Raw genomic sequence first — 16,709 nt, 5'->3', positions numbered from 1 at the left:
GGTCACATTCCGAACCCGGAAGCTAAGGCTCTCAGCGCCGATGGTACTGCAGGGGGGACCCTGTGGGAGAGTAGGACACCGCCGGACTTCTTTTGGAAAGGGGCCCCAGAACGATCTGGGGCCCCTTTTTCCGTTTCTGAGGTCAGAACGCCGCCGGCCGAGCGCCGGCCGAACAGTGCAGCGCGATGCGCGCGATGGGAGCATGGAGCCGTGAACGAGCGCGCAGGACGAGACGGCGACGACAGGCGCCGCGCACCTCGAGACGGACAGGGCCGCCCGCACCGCGACGGTCCGCGCCGCGACGGCGACCGCCCGCAGGGCGACCGCAAGCCGCTGCGACCGGGCGACCGCGGCTATCGGCCTGATGGCCAGCGTCCCGAGCGCGACGGCGAGCGCCGCTCGTATGGCGATCGCCCGCAGCGCGATGGCGACCGTCGTCCGCAGCGCGATGGGGAGCGCCGCCCCTACGGGGACCGCCCTCAGCGCGATGGCGACCGTCGTCCGCAGCGCGATGGGGAGCGCCGCCCGTACGGCGACCGTCCGCAGCGCGATGGCGAGCGCCGCCCGTACGGCGACCGTCCGCAGCGTGACGGTGACCGTCGTCCGCAGCGCGACGGCGAGCGTCGTCCCTACGGTGACCGTCCGCAGCGCGACGGGGACCGTCGTCCTCAGCGTGATGGTGAGCGCCGCCCGTACGGCGATCGCCCGCAGCGGGATGGTGACCGTCGTCCGCAGCGTGATGGTGAGCGCCGCCCGTACGGCGACCGTCCGCAGCGCGATGGCGAGCGCCGCTCGTACGGCGACCGCCCGCAGCGTGACGGTGACCGCCGCCCCCAGCGTGACGGCGACCGCCGCCCGTACGGCGATCGGCCGCAGCGCGACGGCGACCGCCCCCGCCGCGACGACGGCGCCGGCTACGGCCGCGGCGACCAGCGCCGCCGCGACTCCCAGCGCGAGCGCAACCAGGGCCCCGACCGCGACGCGGCGCGCCCCGGCCGCGACTACGACAAGCGCGGCACCGGCTCCGGCGAGAGCTTCAAGCAGGTGCGCGACGACGACTTCGTCGCCCCCGAGCTGCCCGACGACGTCGTGCCGGAGGACCTCGACATCGGCGCGCGCGCGCAGCTGAAGACGCTCACCAAGGACAACGCCGAGGTCGTGGCGCGGCACATGGCGATGGCCGGCCAGCTCATCGACGAGGAGCCCGAGCTCGCGCACCAGCACGCGCTCGCGGCCTCCCGTCGTGCAGGCCGCATCGGCGTCGTGCGCGAGACGCTCGCGATCACCGCCTACCAGCTCGGCGACTTCGCGCTCGCGCTCCGCGAGCTGCGCACGTACCGCCGCATCACGGGCCGCGACGACCAGCTGCCCCTCATGGCCGACTGCGAGCGCGGCATGGGGCGCCCCGAGCGCGCGCTCGAGCTGGCCCGATCCATCGACCCGGCGACGCTCGAGACGCCCGTCCGGGTCGAGCTCGCGATCGTGAAGTCGGGCGCCCGCCTCGACCTCGGGCAGCCGGAGGCCGCCCTCGAGGAGCTGCGGATCCCCGAGCTGCGCAAGGACAAGGCGTTCGAGTGGAGCCCGGCGCTCTTCGCGAGCTTCGCCGGCGTGCTCGAGGAGCTCGGCCGCGATGCCGAGGCCGCCGAGTGGTTCGCCCTCGCCGACCGCGCCATCGATGCGCTCGAGGCCGCGATGGCGCCGGGCGAGCTCGAGTCGATCCAGATCACGAGCGAGCGCGTCGAGCAGGCCGCCGCGGACGCGCTCGACGAGGGCGTCGCCCTCGACGGGCCCGCCGCCGACGACGCGGATGCCGAGCGCGAGCCGTCGATCGAGGACGAGGTCGAGGAGCTGCTCGCCGAGGCGGAGGCCGCGGGCGCGGACGACGCCGAGGCAGAGGGCGCGGCGGAGCCGGCCTACGCTGCGCGTCGCCACCCGGCGCCCGACGTCTCCGACCTCGACGCGATCGAGGACGCCGACCCGACGACGGCGAGCATCCCCGTCGTCGACGCGCCGGCGCACCACGGCGCGCCCGCGACCGACGGGGCGGATGCGGCATCGGCCGCGCAGGGCGACGCGCTCTTCGGCGACGACCTGCTCGGCGACGGCAGCGGCGACGACCCCGACGACGCCGGCGACGACGACGAGTCCGAGGCCGCGCGCTGATGGGGCTCTTCCGCTCGGCGGAGCCCGCGCGCCCGACGCCGCTCGACGGCATCGACCACCTGTACCTCGACCTCGACGGGGTCGTCTACCAGGGCCCGGACGCGATCCCGCACGCCGTCGAGAGCATCCTCGCGACGGGCCTGCCGGCCGCGTACCTCACGAACAACGCCTCGCGCACCGACGCGGAGGTCGCCGAGCACCTCTCGTCCTTCGGGCTGCCCGTCGCGCCGCAGGACGTCGTCACGAGCCCGCAGGCGGCGATGCTGCTCCTCGAGCGGCATGTCGCGCCCGGCGACCCGGTGATGGTCGTCGGCGGCCAGGGCATCGTCGTGGAGCTCGAGGCGCGCGGCTGGCGCGTCGTGCGCACCGCCGCAGAGCAGCCGAAGGCGGTCGTGCAGGGCTTCCACCCCTCCGTGGGGTGGAAGGACCTCGCCGAGGCCGCGTTCGCGCTGCGCGCCGCGCCCGGAGAGACCGGCATCCCGTGGATCGCGACGAACACCGACTGGACGATCCCCGTCGCCGGCGGCATCGCGCCCGGCAACGGCACGCTCGTCTCGGCGGTCCACACCGCGGTGGGCAGGCTCGCGGAGGTCGCGGGCAAGCCCGAGACGCCGATCTACGACGTGGCGCGCGAGCGCTTCGCGCCGACGGCGCCCGCCATGATCGGCGATCGCCTCGACACCGACATCCTCGGCGGCCGCCGCGCCGGCATCCGCACGATCCTCGCCCTCACGGGCATCGATCGCGGCGCGAGCCTCATCGGCGCCGACCCGTCGATGCGCCCCGACCACGTCGTGCAGGACCTCCGCGACCTGCTGCAGCCGATCGAGCCGCTCCGCGAGACGCTCGAGCGCTCGACGGGCGACACCTACTTCGAGGTCGGCCGCGCCGCCGTGCGCCGATCCGGCATCGACATCACGCTCGTGCGCGCGGGCGACCGTCCGGTCGACACGATCCGGGCCGCGTGCGCCGCGGTGTGGACGGCCGACCGGCCCGTGCTGGGCCTCCGGGTGGCCGACGAGCTGCTCGCGCTCTAGTCCTCCAGCCCCGGCTCGTCCCAGAGCGCGCGCCAGCGGGCGATGCGCTCCGGGTCGGGCCGGATGCCGTAGGCGCGCCAGAAGGCGGGCTCGGCCTCGGCGAGGCCGTTCCACTCGAGCGACCACGACGCGATCGCCAGGTCGGCCCAGCGGTCGGCGACGCCCAGCTCGCCGACGTCGACGAGCGCCGCGAACGCGCCGCCCGCGATGAGCGTGTTCGGCGCGCACGCGTCGCCGTGGACGACCACAGGATGCTCGGGCGGCATCGCGCGCGTCCACGCCGGCGCCGGGAACGGGCACTCGGCGACCGGCAGCGCGTGCAGTCGTCGCAGCCCCTCGCCGAGGGCGGCCGCCGCGGCGGCGGGATCGCGGAGGCCCGCGGCAGAGACGATCGACGCCCCGGCGATGCCGGCGGTCACGAGCAGCGCGCCGCCGTCCTCCTCCCGCAGCGCGAGCACGCGCGGGGCGGGGAGGCGGCCGTCGAGCCACGCGAGCCGCTCGGCCTCGGCGGGCAGCGTGCCGCCGCCCGGCTGCCACTTCGCGTAGACGGCAGCGTCGGCGCGGTCGATGCGCGCCGTGATGCCGCCCAGCTCGTTGCGCCAGACCAGCTCGACCGGATCCGTGCCCGCGAGCCGCCCGATCGCCGTCGGCACCCGGGTGCCGGCAGGCGGGGGAGCGGCGAGCGGCGGAGGCACGGCGCCACGCTACCGGGGCGCGCACCGCCGACGTCCAGGCAGCAGGAGTCCAATGGGGGACATGGTGGAGCGCAGCGCAGGGGCGGACGGCGGACGGCGGACGGACGGGACGCCGCGGGCGCTGCGGCGTCGACGAGGGGCCGTGCTCCAGCGCGACGTCGCGCCGGGCGTGCACCTGCTGCAGCACGCGAGCACGAACGCCTACCTGCTCGAGGACGCCGACGGCATCACGCTGGTGGACACGCTGTTCCCGCGCACGCGGCGGCACCTCGACGCGGCGCTCGCCGCGCTCGGCCGGGGCGCGGACGACCTCCGCGCGGTCGTCCTCACGCACGCGCACTTCGACCACCTCGGCATGGCGGCCGGCCTCGTGGCCGACGGCGTGCCGCTGCACCTCCATCGGGGCGATGCGCACATCGCGGAGCACCCGTACTCCTACCGTCGCGCGCGGACGCCGCTCGCGTTCCCGCCGCGCTACCCGGCGGCGCTGCCGATCCTCGCCGGGATGGTGGCGGCGGGCGCGCTCGGAGTGCGCGGCGTCCGCGAGACGACGCCCCTCGAGCCCGGCGCCGTGCTCGACGTGCCTGGCCGGCCGAGGGTCGTCGCGACACCCGGCCACACCGACGGGCACGTCGCCCTGCACCTCGAGGCCGCCGACGCGGTGCTCTCGGGCGACGCGCTCGTGACGCTCGACCCCTACACCGCCCAGGTCGGGCCTCGGCTCGTGGCCGCCGCCGCGACCGCGGACCCCGACGCGGCGGAGCGGTCGCTCGACGCGATCGAGGCGACCGGCGCCCGGCTCGTGCTGCCTGGTCACGGCGACCCGTGGCACGGCGGGGCCGCGGCGGCGGCGGAGGCCGCGCGGGTCGCGGGGGTCGCCTGGTGACCAGGGGGCGGCGCGTCCTCGTCCTCGGCGGCACCAGGTGGATCGGGCGTGCGATCGCCGCCGCCCACCTGGAGCGCGGCGCCGAGGTCACGTGCCTCGCGCGCGGCGAGGGCGGCGAGGCGCCGGCCGGCGCGCGGCTCGTGACCGCCGACCGAGACCTGCCGGGCGCGTACGACGGGCTCGACGGCGAATGGGGCGAGGTCGTCGACGTCACGCGCCTCCCCGCGCACGCCCGCGGCGCCGTCGAGGCGCTCGGCGACCGCGCCGCCCACTGGACTTCGTCTCCTCCGTCTCGGCGCAGCGCCTCGAGGGCGCGCCCGCGGGCGCCGACGAGGACGACCCGCTCGTGCCCGAGGACGAGACGGGCGAGGACTACGGCGGCGCGAAGGCGTGGATCGAGCGGATGCTGCGCGAGCGCCTGGGGCATCGCCTCGCGATCGTCCGGCCCGGCCTCGTCGGCGGGCCGGGCGACGGCAGCGACCGGTTCGGCCACTGGGTGGCGCGCGCGGCGCTCGCCGCCGACGGCCCGCTCCTCGCGCCCGCCCGCGACCAGCCGACCCAGACGATCGACGTGCGCGACCTCGTGCGCTTCGTCGTCGAGCGCGCGCCCGAGCGCTCCGACGTCGTGAACGCCGTCGGCCCGGAGATCCGCCTCCACGCGCTCATCGCCCTCGCGCGCGACGTCGCAGGCCACACGGGCGAGGTGGTGCTCGCCGACGACGAGGCGCTCGACGCCGCGGGCGTGGGCTACTGGATGGGGCCGGACGCCCTGCCGCTGCGGCTGCCGGCGGCGCTCGACAGCCACGGGCAGCGCTCGAGCGACCGCTACCGCGCCGCGCGCGGCGAGCACCGCGACGTCGCCGCGACGCTCGCCGACGTCCTCGCCGACGAGCGCGCCCGCGGCCTCGACCGACCGCGGCTCACAGGCCCCTCGCGCGCCGACGAGCTGCGGGTGATCGCTTCGCTAGCCTCGAGGGCATGACCGACGCCACCGCCGCCGACGCGCGGCCCGACGACGACGCCGTCGACGGGCTCGTCGACGAGATCGACCTCATCGAGCAGCAGCCGCTCGCGGAGCGCGCCGAGCACCTCGCGCGCGTCCACGACCGCCTCCAGGCAGCGCTCGGCGCCGTGCGTGGCTGACGCGCCCCGCCTCGACCAGGCGCTCGTCGAGCGCGGCCTCGCGCGCAGCCGCAGCCAGGCCCAGCAGCGCATCGCCGACGGCCGCGTCACGATCGACGGCCGTCCGGCGCTCAAGGCGAGCGCGCGCGTGCCCGCGTACGCCGAGCTCGCGATCGCCGGCGACGACGCGTGGGTCTCGCGCGCCGCGCACAAGCTGCTCGCCGCGCTCGACGCGTTCGACATCGATCCGACCGGCCGCATCGCCCTCGACGCCGGCGCCAGCACGGGCGGCTTCACCCAGGTGCTGCTGGCCCGCGGCGCTGCGCACGTCACGGCGCTCGACGTCGGCCACGACCAGTTCCAGCTCGACGCCGACGCGCTGCCGGTCACGCTCGTCGAGGGCGCGAACGTGCGCGACCTCGTGCCCGGATCCCTCGACCCCGCGCCGACCCTCGTCACCGCCGACCTCTCGTTCATCTCGCTCGAGCTCGCCATCCCGCCGCTCGCGGGCGTCGCGGCGCCCGGCGCCGACTGGATCGTGCTCGTCAAGCCGCAGTTCGAGGTCGGTCGCACCGGCGTGCGCGAGGGGATCGTGTCCGACCCGGCGCTCCGCGCGCAGGCGATCGACCGCGTGCTCTGGGCGGCGTGGGATGCGGGGCTCGGCACCGCGGGGCTCATCGGCAGCCCCATCGCGGGCACGCGCGGCAACGTCGAGTACCTCGCCCACCTCTCGGCCTCGCGCGGCACGAATCCGACAGAATGGCGGGACGAGGCGGCGAGACTGGCGGAGGAGGCGCGGTGAGCGGACGCAGGTTCCTGCTCGCGTTCCACCCGGGGCGCGAGGAGGCCGTGGCCACGGCCGCGAGCATCGCGACCCGGCTGCTCGACGCGCAGGTGACGCCCGTCGTGCTCGGCGAGGACCGCGAGGTCCTGCTCGCGCACCGATCGGGCCTCGACGCCGTCGTGCCCTACGACCCCGCCCGAGACGACGCGGGCGGCGAGCATCCCATCGAGCTCGTCATGGTGCTCGGCGGCGACGGCACGATCCTGCGCTCGGCGGAGCTCCAGCGCGCGACGGCCGCGCCGCTGCTCGGCATCAACCTGGGCCACGTCGGCTTCCTCGCGGAGGCGGAGGTCGCCGACACGGCGGAGGTCGTGGAGCGAGCGCTCGCGCGCGACTACGAGGTGGAGGAGCGGCTGACCCTCCGCATCCGCGTGCTCGCCCGCGGCGAGCTCGTGCACGAGACCTGGGCGGTGAACGAGGCGGCGATCGAGAAGTCGGGCTCCGGCCGCATGATCTCGACGCTGCTCGAGATCGACGGGCGCCCGATCTCGTCGTTCGGCACCGACGCCGTCATCCTCGCGACGCCCACCGGCTCGACCGCGTACTCCTTCTCGGCGGGCGGCCCGATCGTCTGGCCGACGGCCGAGGCGATGCTGCTCGTGCCGCTCGGCGCGCACGCGCTGTTCACGCGCCCGCTCGTGGTCGCGCCCACCTCGACCCTCGCGGTCGAGATCGCCGAGGACTCCACGAGCGAGGCCACGCTGTGGTGCGACTCGCGCCGCTCGTTCCCGCTGCCGCAGGGCTCGCGCGTCGAGGCGACGCGCGACGCGACGCCGCTGCGGCTCGCGCGGCTCTCGCGAGCGCCCTTCGCCGACCGGCTGGTGGCGAAGTTCCACCTGCCGGTCGAGGGCTTCCGGAGGCCCCGGACGTGACGCGGCTCGACGAGCTCACCATCCGCTCGCTCGGCGTCATCGACGACGCCCGCGTGCCGATCGGCCGCGGCTTCACCGCGATCACGGGCGAGACCGGCGCCGGCAAGACGATGGTCGTGCAGGCGCTCGCGCTGCTGCGCGGCGAGCGCGCCGACGCGGGCGTCATCCGCGCCGGCTCCGAGCGGGCCGCGGTGCAGGGCGTCTGGATCGTCGACGACGCGGAGGCCGCGGAGGTCGTCGAGGACGCCGGCGGCACGATCGACGACGGCGAGCTCATCCTCGGCCGCGCGCTGAGCCGCACGCCCGACGGCGCCGCGCGCTCTCGAGCGCAGGCGGGCGGCGCCGCCGTGCCCGCCGGCCTGCTGCGCGAGCTCGCCGACCGGCTCGTCGCCGTCCACGGGCAGGCCGACCAGCAGCGGCTGCGATCGCCGGAGGCGCAGGCCGACGCGCTCGACCGCGCCGCCGGCGCCGGGCTCGCCGCGGCGCTCGTCGAATACCGCCGCGAGCACCAGGCGTGGCGCGCCGCCGACGAGGCCGCGCGCGCCCTCCGCGACGCGCACGATGCCCGCGCCGCCGAGGCGCTCGAGATCCGCGAGCGGCTCGAGGAGCTCGAGGCCGCCGACCCGCAGCCGGGCGAGCAGGACGCCCTCGCGGCGCTCGCGCACCGGCTCGAGCACGCCGAGGGACTCCGCCTGCAGCTCGCCGAGGCGCACGCGGCGCTCTCGAACGACGACGACGCGCCCGACGCCGTGACCCTCGCCGGCCACGCCCGCCGGCTCGTCGAGCGCGCGAGCGGCGACGATGCGGCGCTCGCCGGCGCCCTCGACCTGCTCGTGCAGGCAGACGCCCTCCTGCAGGAGGCGTCGTCCTCGCTCGTGCAGGCGCTCGACGACCTCGAGCGCCCCGAGCGCAGCCTCGACGAGGTGCAGGAGCGCCGCGCGGCGCTCGCGGCCCTCGAGCGCCGACTCGCGCGCCCGCTCGACGAGGCGCTCGAGGCCGCCCCGCAGGAGGCGCTGCGGCTCGTGGAGCTCGAGGGCGACGACGCCGAGCTCGAGCGGCTCGCCGCCGACGCCGATGCCCGGCACGCGGCGGCGCTCGCGCTCGCCGACCGCCTGAGCGCCCTGCGCACCGCTGCCGCGGCGCGGCTCGAGGAGGCCGTCGGCGCCGAGCTGCGGGCGCTCGCGATGCCGAGCGCGCGGCTCGTCGTCGAGGTGGCGCAGGTCGACGCGCTCGGACCCGCCGGCCGCGACCGCGTCACGATGCTCCTCGCCCCGCACCCGGGGGCCGACCCCCGGCCCATCCAGAAGGGCGCCTCCGGCGGGGAGCTCAGCCGCATCATGCTCGCGATCGAGGTGGCGCTCGCGGACGACAGCGTGCCCACCATGGTCTTCGACGAGGTCGACGCCGGCGTCGGCGGCGCCGCCGCCATCGAGATCGGTCGCCGCCTCGCGCGGCTCGCCGAGCGCTGCCAGGTGATCGTCGTCACGCACCTCGCGCAGGTCGCCGCCTTCGCCGCGCACCACGTGCGGGTCGAGAAGGGCACCGACGGCCGGATCACCGCATCCCAGGTGGGCACCGTCGAGGGCGACGCGCGGCTCGCCGAGCTCGCCCGCATGCTGTCCGGCACCGCATCCGAGACCGCGATCGCGCACGCCCGCGAGCTGCTCGTCGACGCCCACGACACGGATGCGCCCGCAGCGGACATCCGGCCCGGCGTGGGATAGGCTCGAAGCCCGTGAACCACGTTGCGCCCGACGCCCCGTCCACGGCCCCCTCGGCCCCGCAGCCCGCGGCCCCCGCGAAGGTGACCAAGCAGATCTTCGTCACCGGCGGCGTCGTCTCGTCGCTCGGCAAGGGCCTCACCGCCGCCTCGCTCGGCAACCTGCTGACCGCGCGCGGCCTGCACGTGGTGATGCAGAAGCTCGACCCGTACCTCAACGTCGACCCGGGCACGATGAACCCGTTCCAGCACGGCGAGGTCTTCGTGACCGACGACGGCGCCGAGACGGACCTCGACATCGGCCACTACGAGCGCTTCCTCGACGTGAACCTCTCGCAGGCCGCGAACGTCACCACCGGCCAGATCTACTCGCGCGTCATCGAGCGCGAGCGCCGCGGCGAGTACCTCGGCGACACCGTGCAGGTGATCCCGCACATCTCCGACGAGATCAAGCGCCGCATGCGCCTGCAGTCGCAGCAGGACCCGCAGCCCGACGTCATCATCACCGAGATCGGCGGCACCGTCGGCGACATCGAGTCGCAGCCGTTCATCGAGGCCGCCCGGCAGGTGCGCCACGAGCTCGGCCGCGGCAACGTGTTCTTCGTGCACGTCTCGCTCGTGCCGTTCCTCGGCGCCTCGGGCGAGCAGAAGACGAAGCCCACGCAGCACTCGGTCGCGACGCTCCGCTCGATCGGCATCCAGCCCGACGCGCTCGTGCTGCGCTCCGACCGCCCCGTGTCGGAGTCGAACCGCCGCAAGATCGCGCTCATGTGCGACGTCGAGGAGCGCGCGGTCGTCAACGCGATCGACGTGCCCTCGATCTACGACATCCCCTCGATGCTCACCCGCCAGGGGCTCGACGAGGTCATCATCGAGCAGCTGCGCCTCGACGCGGGCGAGGTCGAGTGGGCGCGCTGGCAGCCGGTGCTCGACGCCGTGCACCACCCGAAGCACACGGTGACGATCGGCCTCGTCGGCAAGTACATCGACCTGCCCGACGCCTACCTCTCGGTCACGGAGGCGCTCAAGGCCGGCGGCTTCGCGAACCAGACCAAGGTCGAGATCCGCTGGGTGCCCAGCGACGACTGCCAGACGCCCGAGGGCGCGGCGTCGGCGCTCGGCGACCTCGACGGCGTCATCGTGCCCGGCGGCTTCGGCATCCGCGGGATCGAGGGCAAGCTCGGCGCCCTGCGCTTCACGCGCGAGAACGAGATCCCCACGCTCGGCATCTGCCTCGGCCTCCAGTGCATGGTGATCGAGGCTGCGCGGAACCTCGCCGGCATCGAGGGCGCGTCGTCGACGGAGTTCGACGAGGGCACGCCCGCGCCGGTCATCGCGACGATGGCCGAGCAGATGCAGCACATCCACGGCGGCGACCTCGGCGGCACGATGCGCCTGGGCCTCTACGAGGCGAAGCTGGCCGAGGGGTCGCTCGCCGAGCGGCTCTACGGCGAGCCGGTCTCGTTCGAGCGCCACCGCCACCGCTACGAGGTGAACAACCAGTACCGCGACCAGATCGCCGCGGCGGGCCTCGCGTTCAGCGGCACGTCGCCCGACGGCACGCTCGTCGAGTACGTCGAGCTGCCCTCGCACCCGTTCTACATCGCGACGCAGGCGCACCCCGAGCTCCGCAGCCGCCCGAACCGCGCGCACCCGCTCTTCCGCGGCCTCGTCGAGGCCTCGCTCGAGCGCCAGAACGCCTCGAAGCTCTTCGACGAGACCGAGGACGAGGACGCCTGATGCCCGCGGCGTTCGCCGACGACCTCGGCGCGCGGCCCGTGCTCGCGCGCGAGCGGCTGTTCGACGGGCGCATCTGGGACGTCGAGGCGCAGGAGTTCGAGCTCGGCGGCAGCCGCATCCGGCGCGAGGTCATCGTGCACCCGGGCGCCGTCGCGGTGCTCGCGGTGAACGAGCGCGACGAGGTCATGCTCGTGCACCAGTACCGCCACCCGGCGGGCGGCACCCTGTGGGAGCTGCCTGCGGGCCTGCTCGACGTCGAGGGCGAGGAGCCGCTCCTGGCGGCGCAGCGCGAGCTCGCCGAGGAGGCCGACCTCGTCGCCGACGGCTGGTCGGTGCTGCTCGACCTCTCGACCACCGGCGGCGGCTCCACCGAGGTCATCCGCGTCTACCTCGCCGACGGCGTGCGGGATGCGCCGGAGGCGTTCGCGCGCACCGACGAGGAGGCCGAGATGGAGCGCCGCTGGGTGCCGCTCGCCGACGTCGTCGACGCGGCGCTCTCGATGCGACTCCACAACGCGACGCTGCTCGCGGCGGCGCTCGCGCTGCGCGCGATGCGCGCCGAGGGCCGCGCCGCGCATCCCGTCGACGTGCCGTTCGACTGGCACCCGGCGCACCGCTGATGGCGGCGGGCTGAGCATGGCCCTCACCCCGGCGCGCGCGGTCGAGCGGCTGCTGCGCCAGCTCGCGATCGAGCGCGGTCTCTCGCCCCACACCGTCGCCGCGTACCGGCGCGACCTGGCCGGCTACGTCGCGGTGCTCGAGGCGCGGGGCGTGGCGGATGCGGTGGCGATCGCGCCCGAGGACGTCGCCGCCTACCGGGCCGCGCTCGCCGACCGAGGCCTCGCCGCATCCTCCGTCGCCCGGCACCTGTCGGCCGTGAAGGCGCTGCACCGGTGGCTCGTCGAGGAGCGGATCGCCGCCGACGACCCGGCCCGCGACCAGCGGCCCCCGAAGCAGCCGATGCGGCTGCCGAAGGCGATCTCGGTCTCGCAGGTGCAGGCGATGCTCGAGCGCGCGGGCGGCGACGACCCGCAGGGCCTGCGCGATCGGGCGCTGCTCGAGCTGCTCTACGCGACGGGCGCGCGCATCTCGGAGCTCGTCGCCCTCGACGTCGACGACGTGCCGACGGGCGACGAGGAGCTCGGCCTCGTGCGCGTCACCGGCAAGGGCGCGAAGCAGCGGCTCGTGCCCGTCGGCTCCTACGCCCGCGCGGCGCTCGAGGTGTGGCTCGTGCGCGGCCGGCCCGGGCTCGCGGCGAAGGGCAGGGGAGGGCCGGCGCTGCTCCTCGGCGCGCGCGGCGGCCGGCTGACGCGCCAGGCGGCGTGGGACGTCGTGCAGAGGGTTGCTGAGGCGGCCGAGGTGCCGCACGTCTCGCCGCACACGTTCCGCCACTCGTTCGCGACGCACCTGCTCGAGGGCGGCGCCGACGTGCGCGTGGTGCAGGAGCTGCTCGGCCACGCCTCGGTCGCGACGACGCAGCTGTACACGCACGTCACGGCGGACACGCTCCGCGACATGTACACGAGCGCGCACCCGCGGGCCCGCTGATCCGCCGCCTCGGAGCTCAACGCTCGTCGCTCAGCCTTCGGGGATCGCGCCGTCGGCGTACAGGGCGCGGTCGTTCGCGCGGAAGCCCGCGCGCTCGTAGACGGGGATCGACGCGCGGCTCGCGTGCACGGTGACGTGCTCGAGGCCGCGCTCGCGCGCCTCGGCGAGCACCGCCTCGGCGAGCCGCCGGCCGATGCCCGCGCCCCGCCGCCCCGGCACGACGAACGGCACGCGCGCCTGGATCGCGAGCCAGGCCATGCCCACGACCACGCCGTCGGCGACCGCGACGATCGGCACGTGGCTGTCCGAGTGGGCGCGCGCCCAGGCGGCGGCCTCGTCGGCGTACGCCGTGGCCTCCGCCGACGTCTCCGCCGCGAGCGCGCCGCCGCCCTCGCGCGTCATGCGCCAGCGCAGCAGCGCGACCGCCTCGAGCTCCGCATCCGCCGCCCGCCGCACCTCGACCGCCATGCCGCCATGCTCGCACCTCCGTCGCGTCCGTCGGCGGGCGGCGCTAGCGTCGGGGCATGCCCTCGATCGACGCCATCGGCATGGTCGCGCGCGACCTGCCGGCCACGCTCGCCTTCTACCGCGCGCTCGGGCTCGCGATCCCCGCCGAGGCCGACGCCGCGCCGCACGCCGAGGTCGAGCTCGCCGGCGGCATGCGCCTCATGTGGGACACCGAGGCGACCATCCGCTCGTTCGACCCCGACTGGCAGCGGCAGCCCGGGCAGAGCCACACGCTCGCGCTCCGCTGCGACAGCCCGGCCGAGGTCGACGCGCTCGTCGAGCGCCTGCGCGGGCTCGGCCACGCCGTGCAGCGGGAGCCGTGGGACGCGGCCTGGGGCCAGCACTACGCCACCGTCGTCGATCCCGACGGCAGCGGCGTCGACCTGTACGCCTCGCTCTGATGCAGGCCTCTTGAGCGGGGCACGCGCAACCCTGACCCTCGAGCAGAGGTTGAGATACACGCCGCCCCGCCTCCCGCGAGGCGTCGGAGGGGGTTCCTAGACTCGTGCACGTGAGCACGCGCGACGACACCCTGGCAGGCATGGAGGCGCCCACCCTCGGGCCGACCGGTCGCCCCCTGCGCGACTTCCCGGAGCCGAAGCCACTGCGCAGCCACGGCCCGGCGCGCATCGTGACGATGTGCAACCAGAAGGGCGGCGTCGGCAAGACGACGACCTCCATCAACCTCGGCGCCGCAGTGGCCGAGTACGGCCGCCGCGTGCTCGCCGTCGACTTCGACCCGCAGGGCGCGCTCTCGGCCGGCCTCGGCGTCGACAACCACGACGCGACGACGATCTACGACCTGCTGCTGAACCCGCGCCTCGACCCGCGCGACGCGATCCAGGAGACCTCGGTCGAGGGCCTCCACGTCATCCCCGCGAACATCGATCTCTCGGCCGCCGAGGTGCACCTCGTCAACGAGGTCGCCCGCGAGCAGATCCTCGCGCGCGTGCTCCGCAAGGTCGCCGACGACTACGACCTCATCCTCGTCGACTGCCAGCCCTCGCTCGGCCTCCTCACCGTGAACGCGCTCACGGCCGCGCACGGCGTGCTCATCCCGCTCGAGAGCGAGTTCTTCGCCCTCCGCGGCGTCGCGCTCCTCAAGGAGACGATCGACAAGGTGCAGGACCGCCTCAACCCCGCGCTCGAGCTCGACGGCATCCTCGTGACCATGTACGACGCCCGCACGCTCCACGCGCGCGAGGTGATGGAGCGCGTCGTCGACGCGTTCGGCGAGACGGTGCTCGAGACGGTCATCCGCCGCACGGTGAAGTTCCCCGACGCCTCGGTCGCGGGCGTGCCCGTGACGCAGTTCGCGCCCGAGCACGCGGCCGCGCACACGTACCGGCAGCTCGCGCGCGAGCTCATCGCCCGTGGCGCCATCGCCTGACGCCGGGGCGGCACCCTCGCCGGCCGAGCCCGCCGCCGAGGGCGCGGGGGAGGAGCAGCGGGGCTTCCGCCTCGCGCTCGACAACTTCGACGGCCCCTTCGACCTGCTGCTGACGCTCATCGGCAACCGCTCGATGGACGTCACCGAGATCGCGCTCGGCCGCGTCACGAACGAGTTCATCGCGTACGTGCGCACGCTCGACACCGAGCAGGAGCTCGAGCAGGCGAGCGAGTTCATCGTCGTCGCCGCGACCCTCCTCGACCTCAAGATCGCCTCCCTGCTGCCGGCCGGCGACGTCGTCGACAGCGAGGACGTCGCGCTGCTCGAGGCCCGTGACCTGCTCTTCGCGCGGCTGCTGCAGTACCGCGCCTTCAAGCAGGCGGCGCAGTGGATGGCCGAGCGGATCGGCGCCGAGACGAGCCGCCACCCGCGCTCGGTGCGGCTCGAGGACCGCTTCCGGCAGCGCACGCCCGAGCTGCGCTGGACGCTCTCGGCCGACGACTTCGCCGCGCTCGCGCTGCTCGCGCTCACGCCGAAGGAGATCCCGACCGTCGGCCTCGGCCACCTGCACGCACCGCTCGTGTCGATCCGCGAGCAGGCCGCGCACATCGTCGCGGCGCTGCGGTCGAAGGGCACGACGACCTTCCGCGAGCTCATCGCGGGCGAGGCGACGCGCGGCGTGATCGTCGCGCGCTTCCTCGCCGTGCTCGAGCTCTACCGCCACGCGGCGATCGCGTTCGAGCAGGTGGAGCCGCTCGGCGAGCTCTCGATCAGCTGGACCGGCCACGAGTTCCGCGACGAGGACCTCGTCGCGCTGGGGGCAGACTATGACCATGCATGAGACCGCCGAGGCCGAGCAGGAGGCGCCCGTCGCCGACCGCTCGCACCTGCAGCTCGAGCGGCGCATCGAGGCGATCCTCATGGTCGCCGACGAGCCGCAGGGCGCCGTGCACCTGGCGACGTCGCTGCGCGCGCCCGTCAAGGAGGTCAAGGCCGCGATCGAGGCGCTCCGCCGCGACTACGACGGCGAGGGCGGCGGACCCGAGCGCGGCTTCGAGCTGCGGGAGGTCGGCGGAGGCTGGCGCATCTACGTGCGCGAGGCCTACGACGTCGACGCCGCCGACTTCGTGCTGACGCAGACGCCCACGCGCCTGTCGCAGGCGGCGCTCGAGACGCTCGCCGTCATCGCCTACAAGCAGCCCATCACGCGCGGCGCCGTCGCGGCCATCCGCGCCGTGAACGTCGACTCCGTCGTGCGCACGCTGCTCGGCCGCGGGCTCGTGCGCGAGGCGTTCGCCGACGCCGAGACCGGCGCCATCCACTACGAGACGACCGAGCTGCTGCTGACGCAGCTGGGCCTGAACTCGCTCGACGAGCTGCCGCCGATCTCGCCGCTGCTGCCCGACGGCGAGGAGGAGACCGCACTGTGACCAACCCCGCTGCAGCCGAGGGCGAGCGCCTCCAGAAGGTGCTCGCCGCCGCCGGCGTCGCCAGCCGCCGCGTCGTCGAGCAGATGATCGTCGAGGGCCGCATCGAGGTCGACGGCCGCATCGTCACCGAGCTCGGCACCCGCATCACCCCCGAGGCGCGCGTGCGCGTCGACGGCACCGCGATCCAGCTCGACGCCACGAAGCGCTACCTCATGCTCAACAAGCCGACGGGCGTCGTCTCGACGATGGCCGACGAGCAGGGCCGGCCCGACCTCCGCCGCTTCACCGACGAGATCGAGGAGCGGGTCTACAACGTCGGTCGCCTCGACGCCGACACCTCCGGCCTCCTCGTGCTCACGAACGACGGCGAGCTCGCGCACGTGCTCGCCCACCCCTCGTTCGGGGTCGAGAAGACGTACGTCGCGAAGGTGCGCGGCGCTGTCGAGCAGCGCACCATCCGGCGGCTGCTGGACGGCTTCGAGCTCGAGGACGGACCGATCCGGGCCGACGCCGCGAAGCTGGTGGGCCGCCCCTCGCAGGGCCACTCGATGGTCGAGCTGACGCTCCACTCTGGCCGCAACCGGATCGTGCGACGGATGCTCGACCACGTCGGGCACCCCGTCGTCGAGCTCGTGCGCCGCAGCTTCGGCCCCCTGCACCTGGGCACCCTGCGGTCGGGTGCGATGCGCGAACTCACTACGATGGAGCGCGGCGCCATCCTCACCCTCGCGAGGTCGGACGCCGACAGCAGATGA

At 75.3% G+C, this 16,709-nt stretch carries 18 protein-coding genes and 1 rRNA gene; 17 read left to right on the top strand and 2 right to left on the bottom strand.

Features of this window, described 5'->3' with window-relative positions; genetic code table 11:
* The 3 genes from rrf to IEW90_RS09805 all read left to right on the top strand — a co-directional run.
* Positions 1-87: ribosomal RNA gene (rrf, locus tag IEW90_RS09815) — 5S ribosomal RNA — on the top strand; the annotation flags it as partial.
* 957 nt (positions 88-1,044) lie between these two features.
* A complete protein-coding gene (locus IEW90_RS09810; protein WP_188717949.1) occupies positions 1,045-2,163 on the top strand; it encodes a tetratricopeptide repeat protein in 1,119 nt (372 codons plus the stop codon).
* Positions 2,163-3,200, top strand: a complete 1,038-nt coding sequence (locus tag IEW90_RS09805; protein ID WP_188717948.1) for an HAD-IIA family hydrolase — start codon at positions 2,163-2,165, stop codon at positions 3,198-3,200. Before IEW90_RS09810 ends, IEW90_RS09805 begins: the two co-directional genes overlap by 1 nt.
* On the opposite strand, the gene IEW90_RS09800 is transcribed toward IEW90_RS09805, so the two are convergent.
* Positions 3,197-3,895 carry an aminoglycoside 3'-phosphotransferase gene (locus IEW90_RS09800; protein ID WP_188717947.1) on the bottom strand — a complete coding sequence of 233 codons (699 nt, stop codon included), beginning with the start codon at positions 3,893-3,895 and terminating at the stop codon, positions 3,197-3,199. The two genes, IEW90_RS09805 and IEW90_RS09800, sit on opposite strands and share 4 nt — an antisense overlap.
* A gap of 142 nt (positions 3,896-4,037) precedes the next feature.
* On the opposite strand from IEW90_RS09800, the gene IEW90_RS09795 reads away from it, so the two are divergent.
* From IEW90_RS09795 to xerD, 9 genes are all read left to right on the top strand, one after another.
* Positions 4,038-4,781, top strand: a complete 744-nt coding sequence (locus IEW90_RS09795) for an MBL fold metallo-hydrolase (protein WP_188717946.1) — start codon at positions 4,038-4,040, stop codon at positions 4,779-4,781.
* 346 nt (positions 4,782-5,127) lie between these two features.
* On the top strand, positions 5,128-5,763 hold the full coding sequence (locus tag IEW90_RS13850; protein WP_229679587.1) for a Rossmann-fold NAD(P)-binding domain-containing protein: 636 nt from the start codon (positions 5,128-5,130) through the stop codon (positions 5,761-5,763).
* A complete protein-coding gene (locus IEW90_RS09785) occupies positions 5,760-5,924 on the top strand; it encodes a hypothetical protein (protein WP_188717945.1) in 165 nt (54 codons plus the stop codon). The genes IEW90_RS13850 and IEW90_RS09785 overlap by 4 nt, the downstream gene beginning before the upstream one ends.
* Positions 5,917-6,705, top strand: coding sequence for a TlyA family RNA methyltransferase (locus tag IEW90_RS09780; RefSeq protein ID WP_188717944.1), 789 nt, complete (start codon positions 5,917-5,919; stop codon positions 6,703-6,705). Before IEW90_RS09785 ends, IEW90_RS09780 begins: the two co-directional genes overlap by 8 nt.
* Positions 6,702-7,619: an NAD kinase gene (locus tag IEW90_RS09775; RefSeq protein ID WP_229679586.1), complete on the top strand. Its 918-nt coding sequence runs from the start codon at positions 6,702-6,704 to the stop codon at positions 7,617-7,619. Before IEW90_RS09780 ends, IEW90_RS09775 begins: the two co-directional genes overlap by 4 nt.
* Complete coding sequence (recN, locus tag IEW90_RS09770; RefSeq protein WP_188717942.1) at positions 7,616-9,343, top strand: DNA repair protein RecN; 1,728 nt, start codon at positions 7,616-7,618, stop codon at positions 9,341-9,343. Before IEW90_RS09775 ends, recN begins: the two co-directional genes overlap by 4 nt.
* Before the next feature lie 80 nt (positions 9,344-9,423).
* On the top strand, positions 9,424-11,079 hold the full coding sequence (gene pyrG / locus IEW90_RS09765; protein ID WP_188718116.1) for a CTP synthase: 1,656 nt from the start codon (positions 9,424-9,426) through the stop codon (positions 11,077-11,079).
* A complete protein-coding gene (locus IEW90_RS09760; RefSeq protein WP_188717941.1) occupies positions 11,079-11,699 on the top strand; it encodes an NUDIX domain-containing protein in 621 nt (206 codons plus the stop codon). The genes pyrG and IEW90_RS09760 overlap by 1 nt, the downstream gene beginning before the upstream one ends.
* Before the next feature lie 16 nt (positions 11,700-11,715).
* Positions 11,716-12,627: a site-specific tyrosine recombinase XerD gene (gene xerD / locus IEW90_RS09755; RefSeq protein WP_188717940.1), complete on the top strand. Its 912-nt coding sequence runs from the start codon at positions 11,716-11,718 to the stop codon at positions 12,625-12,627.
* Between the two features lie 30 nt (positions 12,628-12,657).
* On the opposite strand, the gene IEW90_RS09750 is transcribed toward xerD, so the two are convergent.
* Complete coding sequence (locus IEW90_RS09750; RefSeq protein ID WP_188717939.1) at positions 12,658-13,095, bottom strand: GNAT family N-acetyltransferase; 438 nt, start codon at positions 13,093-13,095, stop codon at positions 12,658-12,660.
* Between the two features lie 56 nt (positions 13,096-13,151).
* Between IEW90_RS09750 and IEW90_RS09745 the strand changes: the two genes are divergently transcribed.
* The 5 genes from IEW90_RS09745 to IEW90_RS09725 all read left to right on the top strand — a co-directional run bounded on the left by IEW90_RS09745 (position 13,152) and on the right by IEW90_RS09725 (position 16,709).
* Entirely contained in the window at positions 13,152-13,535 is a 384-nt protein-coding gene (locus IEW90_RS09745; RefSeq protein ID WP_188717938.1) for a VOC family protein, read from the top strand.
* Between the two features lie 140 nt (positions 13,536-13,675).
* Positions 13,676-14,524, top strand: a complete 849-nt coding sequence (locus IEW90_RS09740) for a ParA family protein (RefSeq protein ID WP_188718115.1) — start codon at positions 13,676-13,678, stop codon at positions 14,522-14,524.
* Complete coding sequence (locus tag IEW90_RS09735; RefSeq protein WP_188717937.1) at positions 14,508-15,365, top strand: segregation and condensation protein A; 858 nt, start codon at positions 14,508-14,510, stop codon at positions 15,363-15,365. Before IEW90_RS09740 ends, IEW90_RS09735 begins: the two co-directional genes overlap by 17 nt.
* Positions 15,352-15,954, top strand: coding sequence for an SMC-Scp complex subunit ScpB (gene scpB, locus IEW90_RS09730; RefSeq protein WP_373284747.1), 603 nt, complete (start codon positions 15,352-15,354; stop codon positions 15,952-15,954). Before IEW90_RS09735 ends, scpB begins: the two co-directional genes overlap by 14 nt.
* Positions 15,951-16,709, top strand: coding sequence for a pseudouridine synthase (locus IEW90_RS09725; protein WP_188717935.1), 759 nt, complete (start codon positions 15,951-15,953; stop codon positions 16,707-16,709). The genes scpB and IEW90_RS09725 overlap by 4 nt, the downstream gene beginning before the upstream one ends.

Source organism: Agrococcus terreus (genome assembly GCF_014645235.1).
Taxonomy (GTDB): Bacteria; Actinomycetota; Actinomycetes; order Actinomycetales; family Microbacteriaceae; genus Agrococcus; species Agrococcus terreus.
The sequence above is the reverse complement of the archived record's forward strand: the minus strand, read 5'-3'. Positions and strand labels throughout refer to the sequence as shown.

Coding starts and splice junctions, on each gene's coding strand:
- IEW90_RS09785 (WP_188717945.1), top strand. CDS start 5,760: ATGACCGACGCCACCGCCGCCGACGCGCGGCCCGACGACGACGCCGTC.
- IEW90_RS09760 (WP_188717941.1), top strand. CDS start 11,079: ATGCCCGCGGCGTTCGCCGACGACCTCGGCGCGCGGCCCGTGCTCGCG.
- scpB (WP_373284747.1), top strand. CDS start 15,352: ATGACCATGCATGAGACCGCCGAGGCCGAGCAGGAGGCGCCCGTCGCC.
- IEW90_RS09805 (WP_188717948.1), top strand. CDS start 2,163: ATGGGGCTCTTCCGCTCGGCGGAGCCCGCGCGCCCGACGCCGCTCGAC.
- IEW90_RS09740 (WP_188718115.1), top strand. CDS start 13,676: ATGGAGGCGCCCACCCTCGGGCCGACCGGTCGCCCCCTGCGCGACTTC.
- xerD (WP_188717940.1), top strand. CDS start 11,716: ATGGCCCTCACCCCGGCGCGCGCGGTCGAGCGGCTGCTGCGCCAGCTC.
- IEW90_RS09750 (WP_188717939.1), bottom strand. CDS start 13,095: ATGGCGGTCGAGGTGCGGCGGGCGGCGGATGCGGAGCTCGAGGCGGTC.
- IEW90_RS09745 (WP_188717938.1), top strand. CDS start 13,152: ATGCCCTCGATCGACGCCATCGGCATGGTCGCGCGCGACCTGCCGGCC.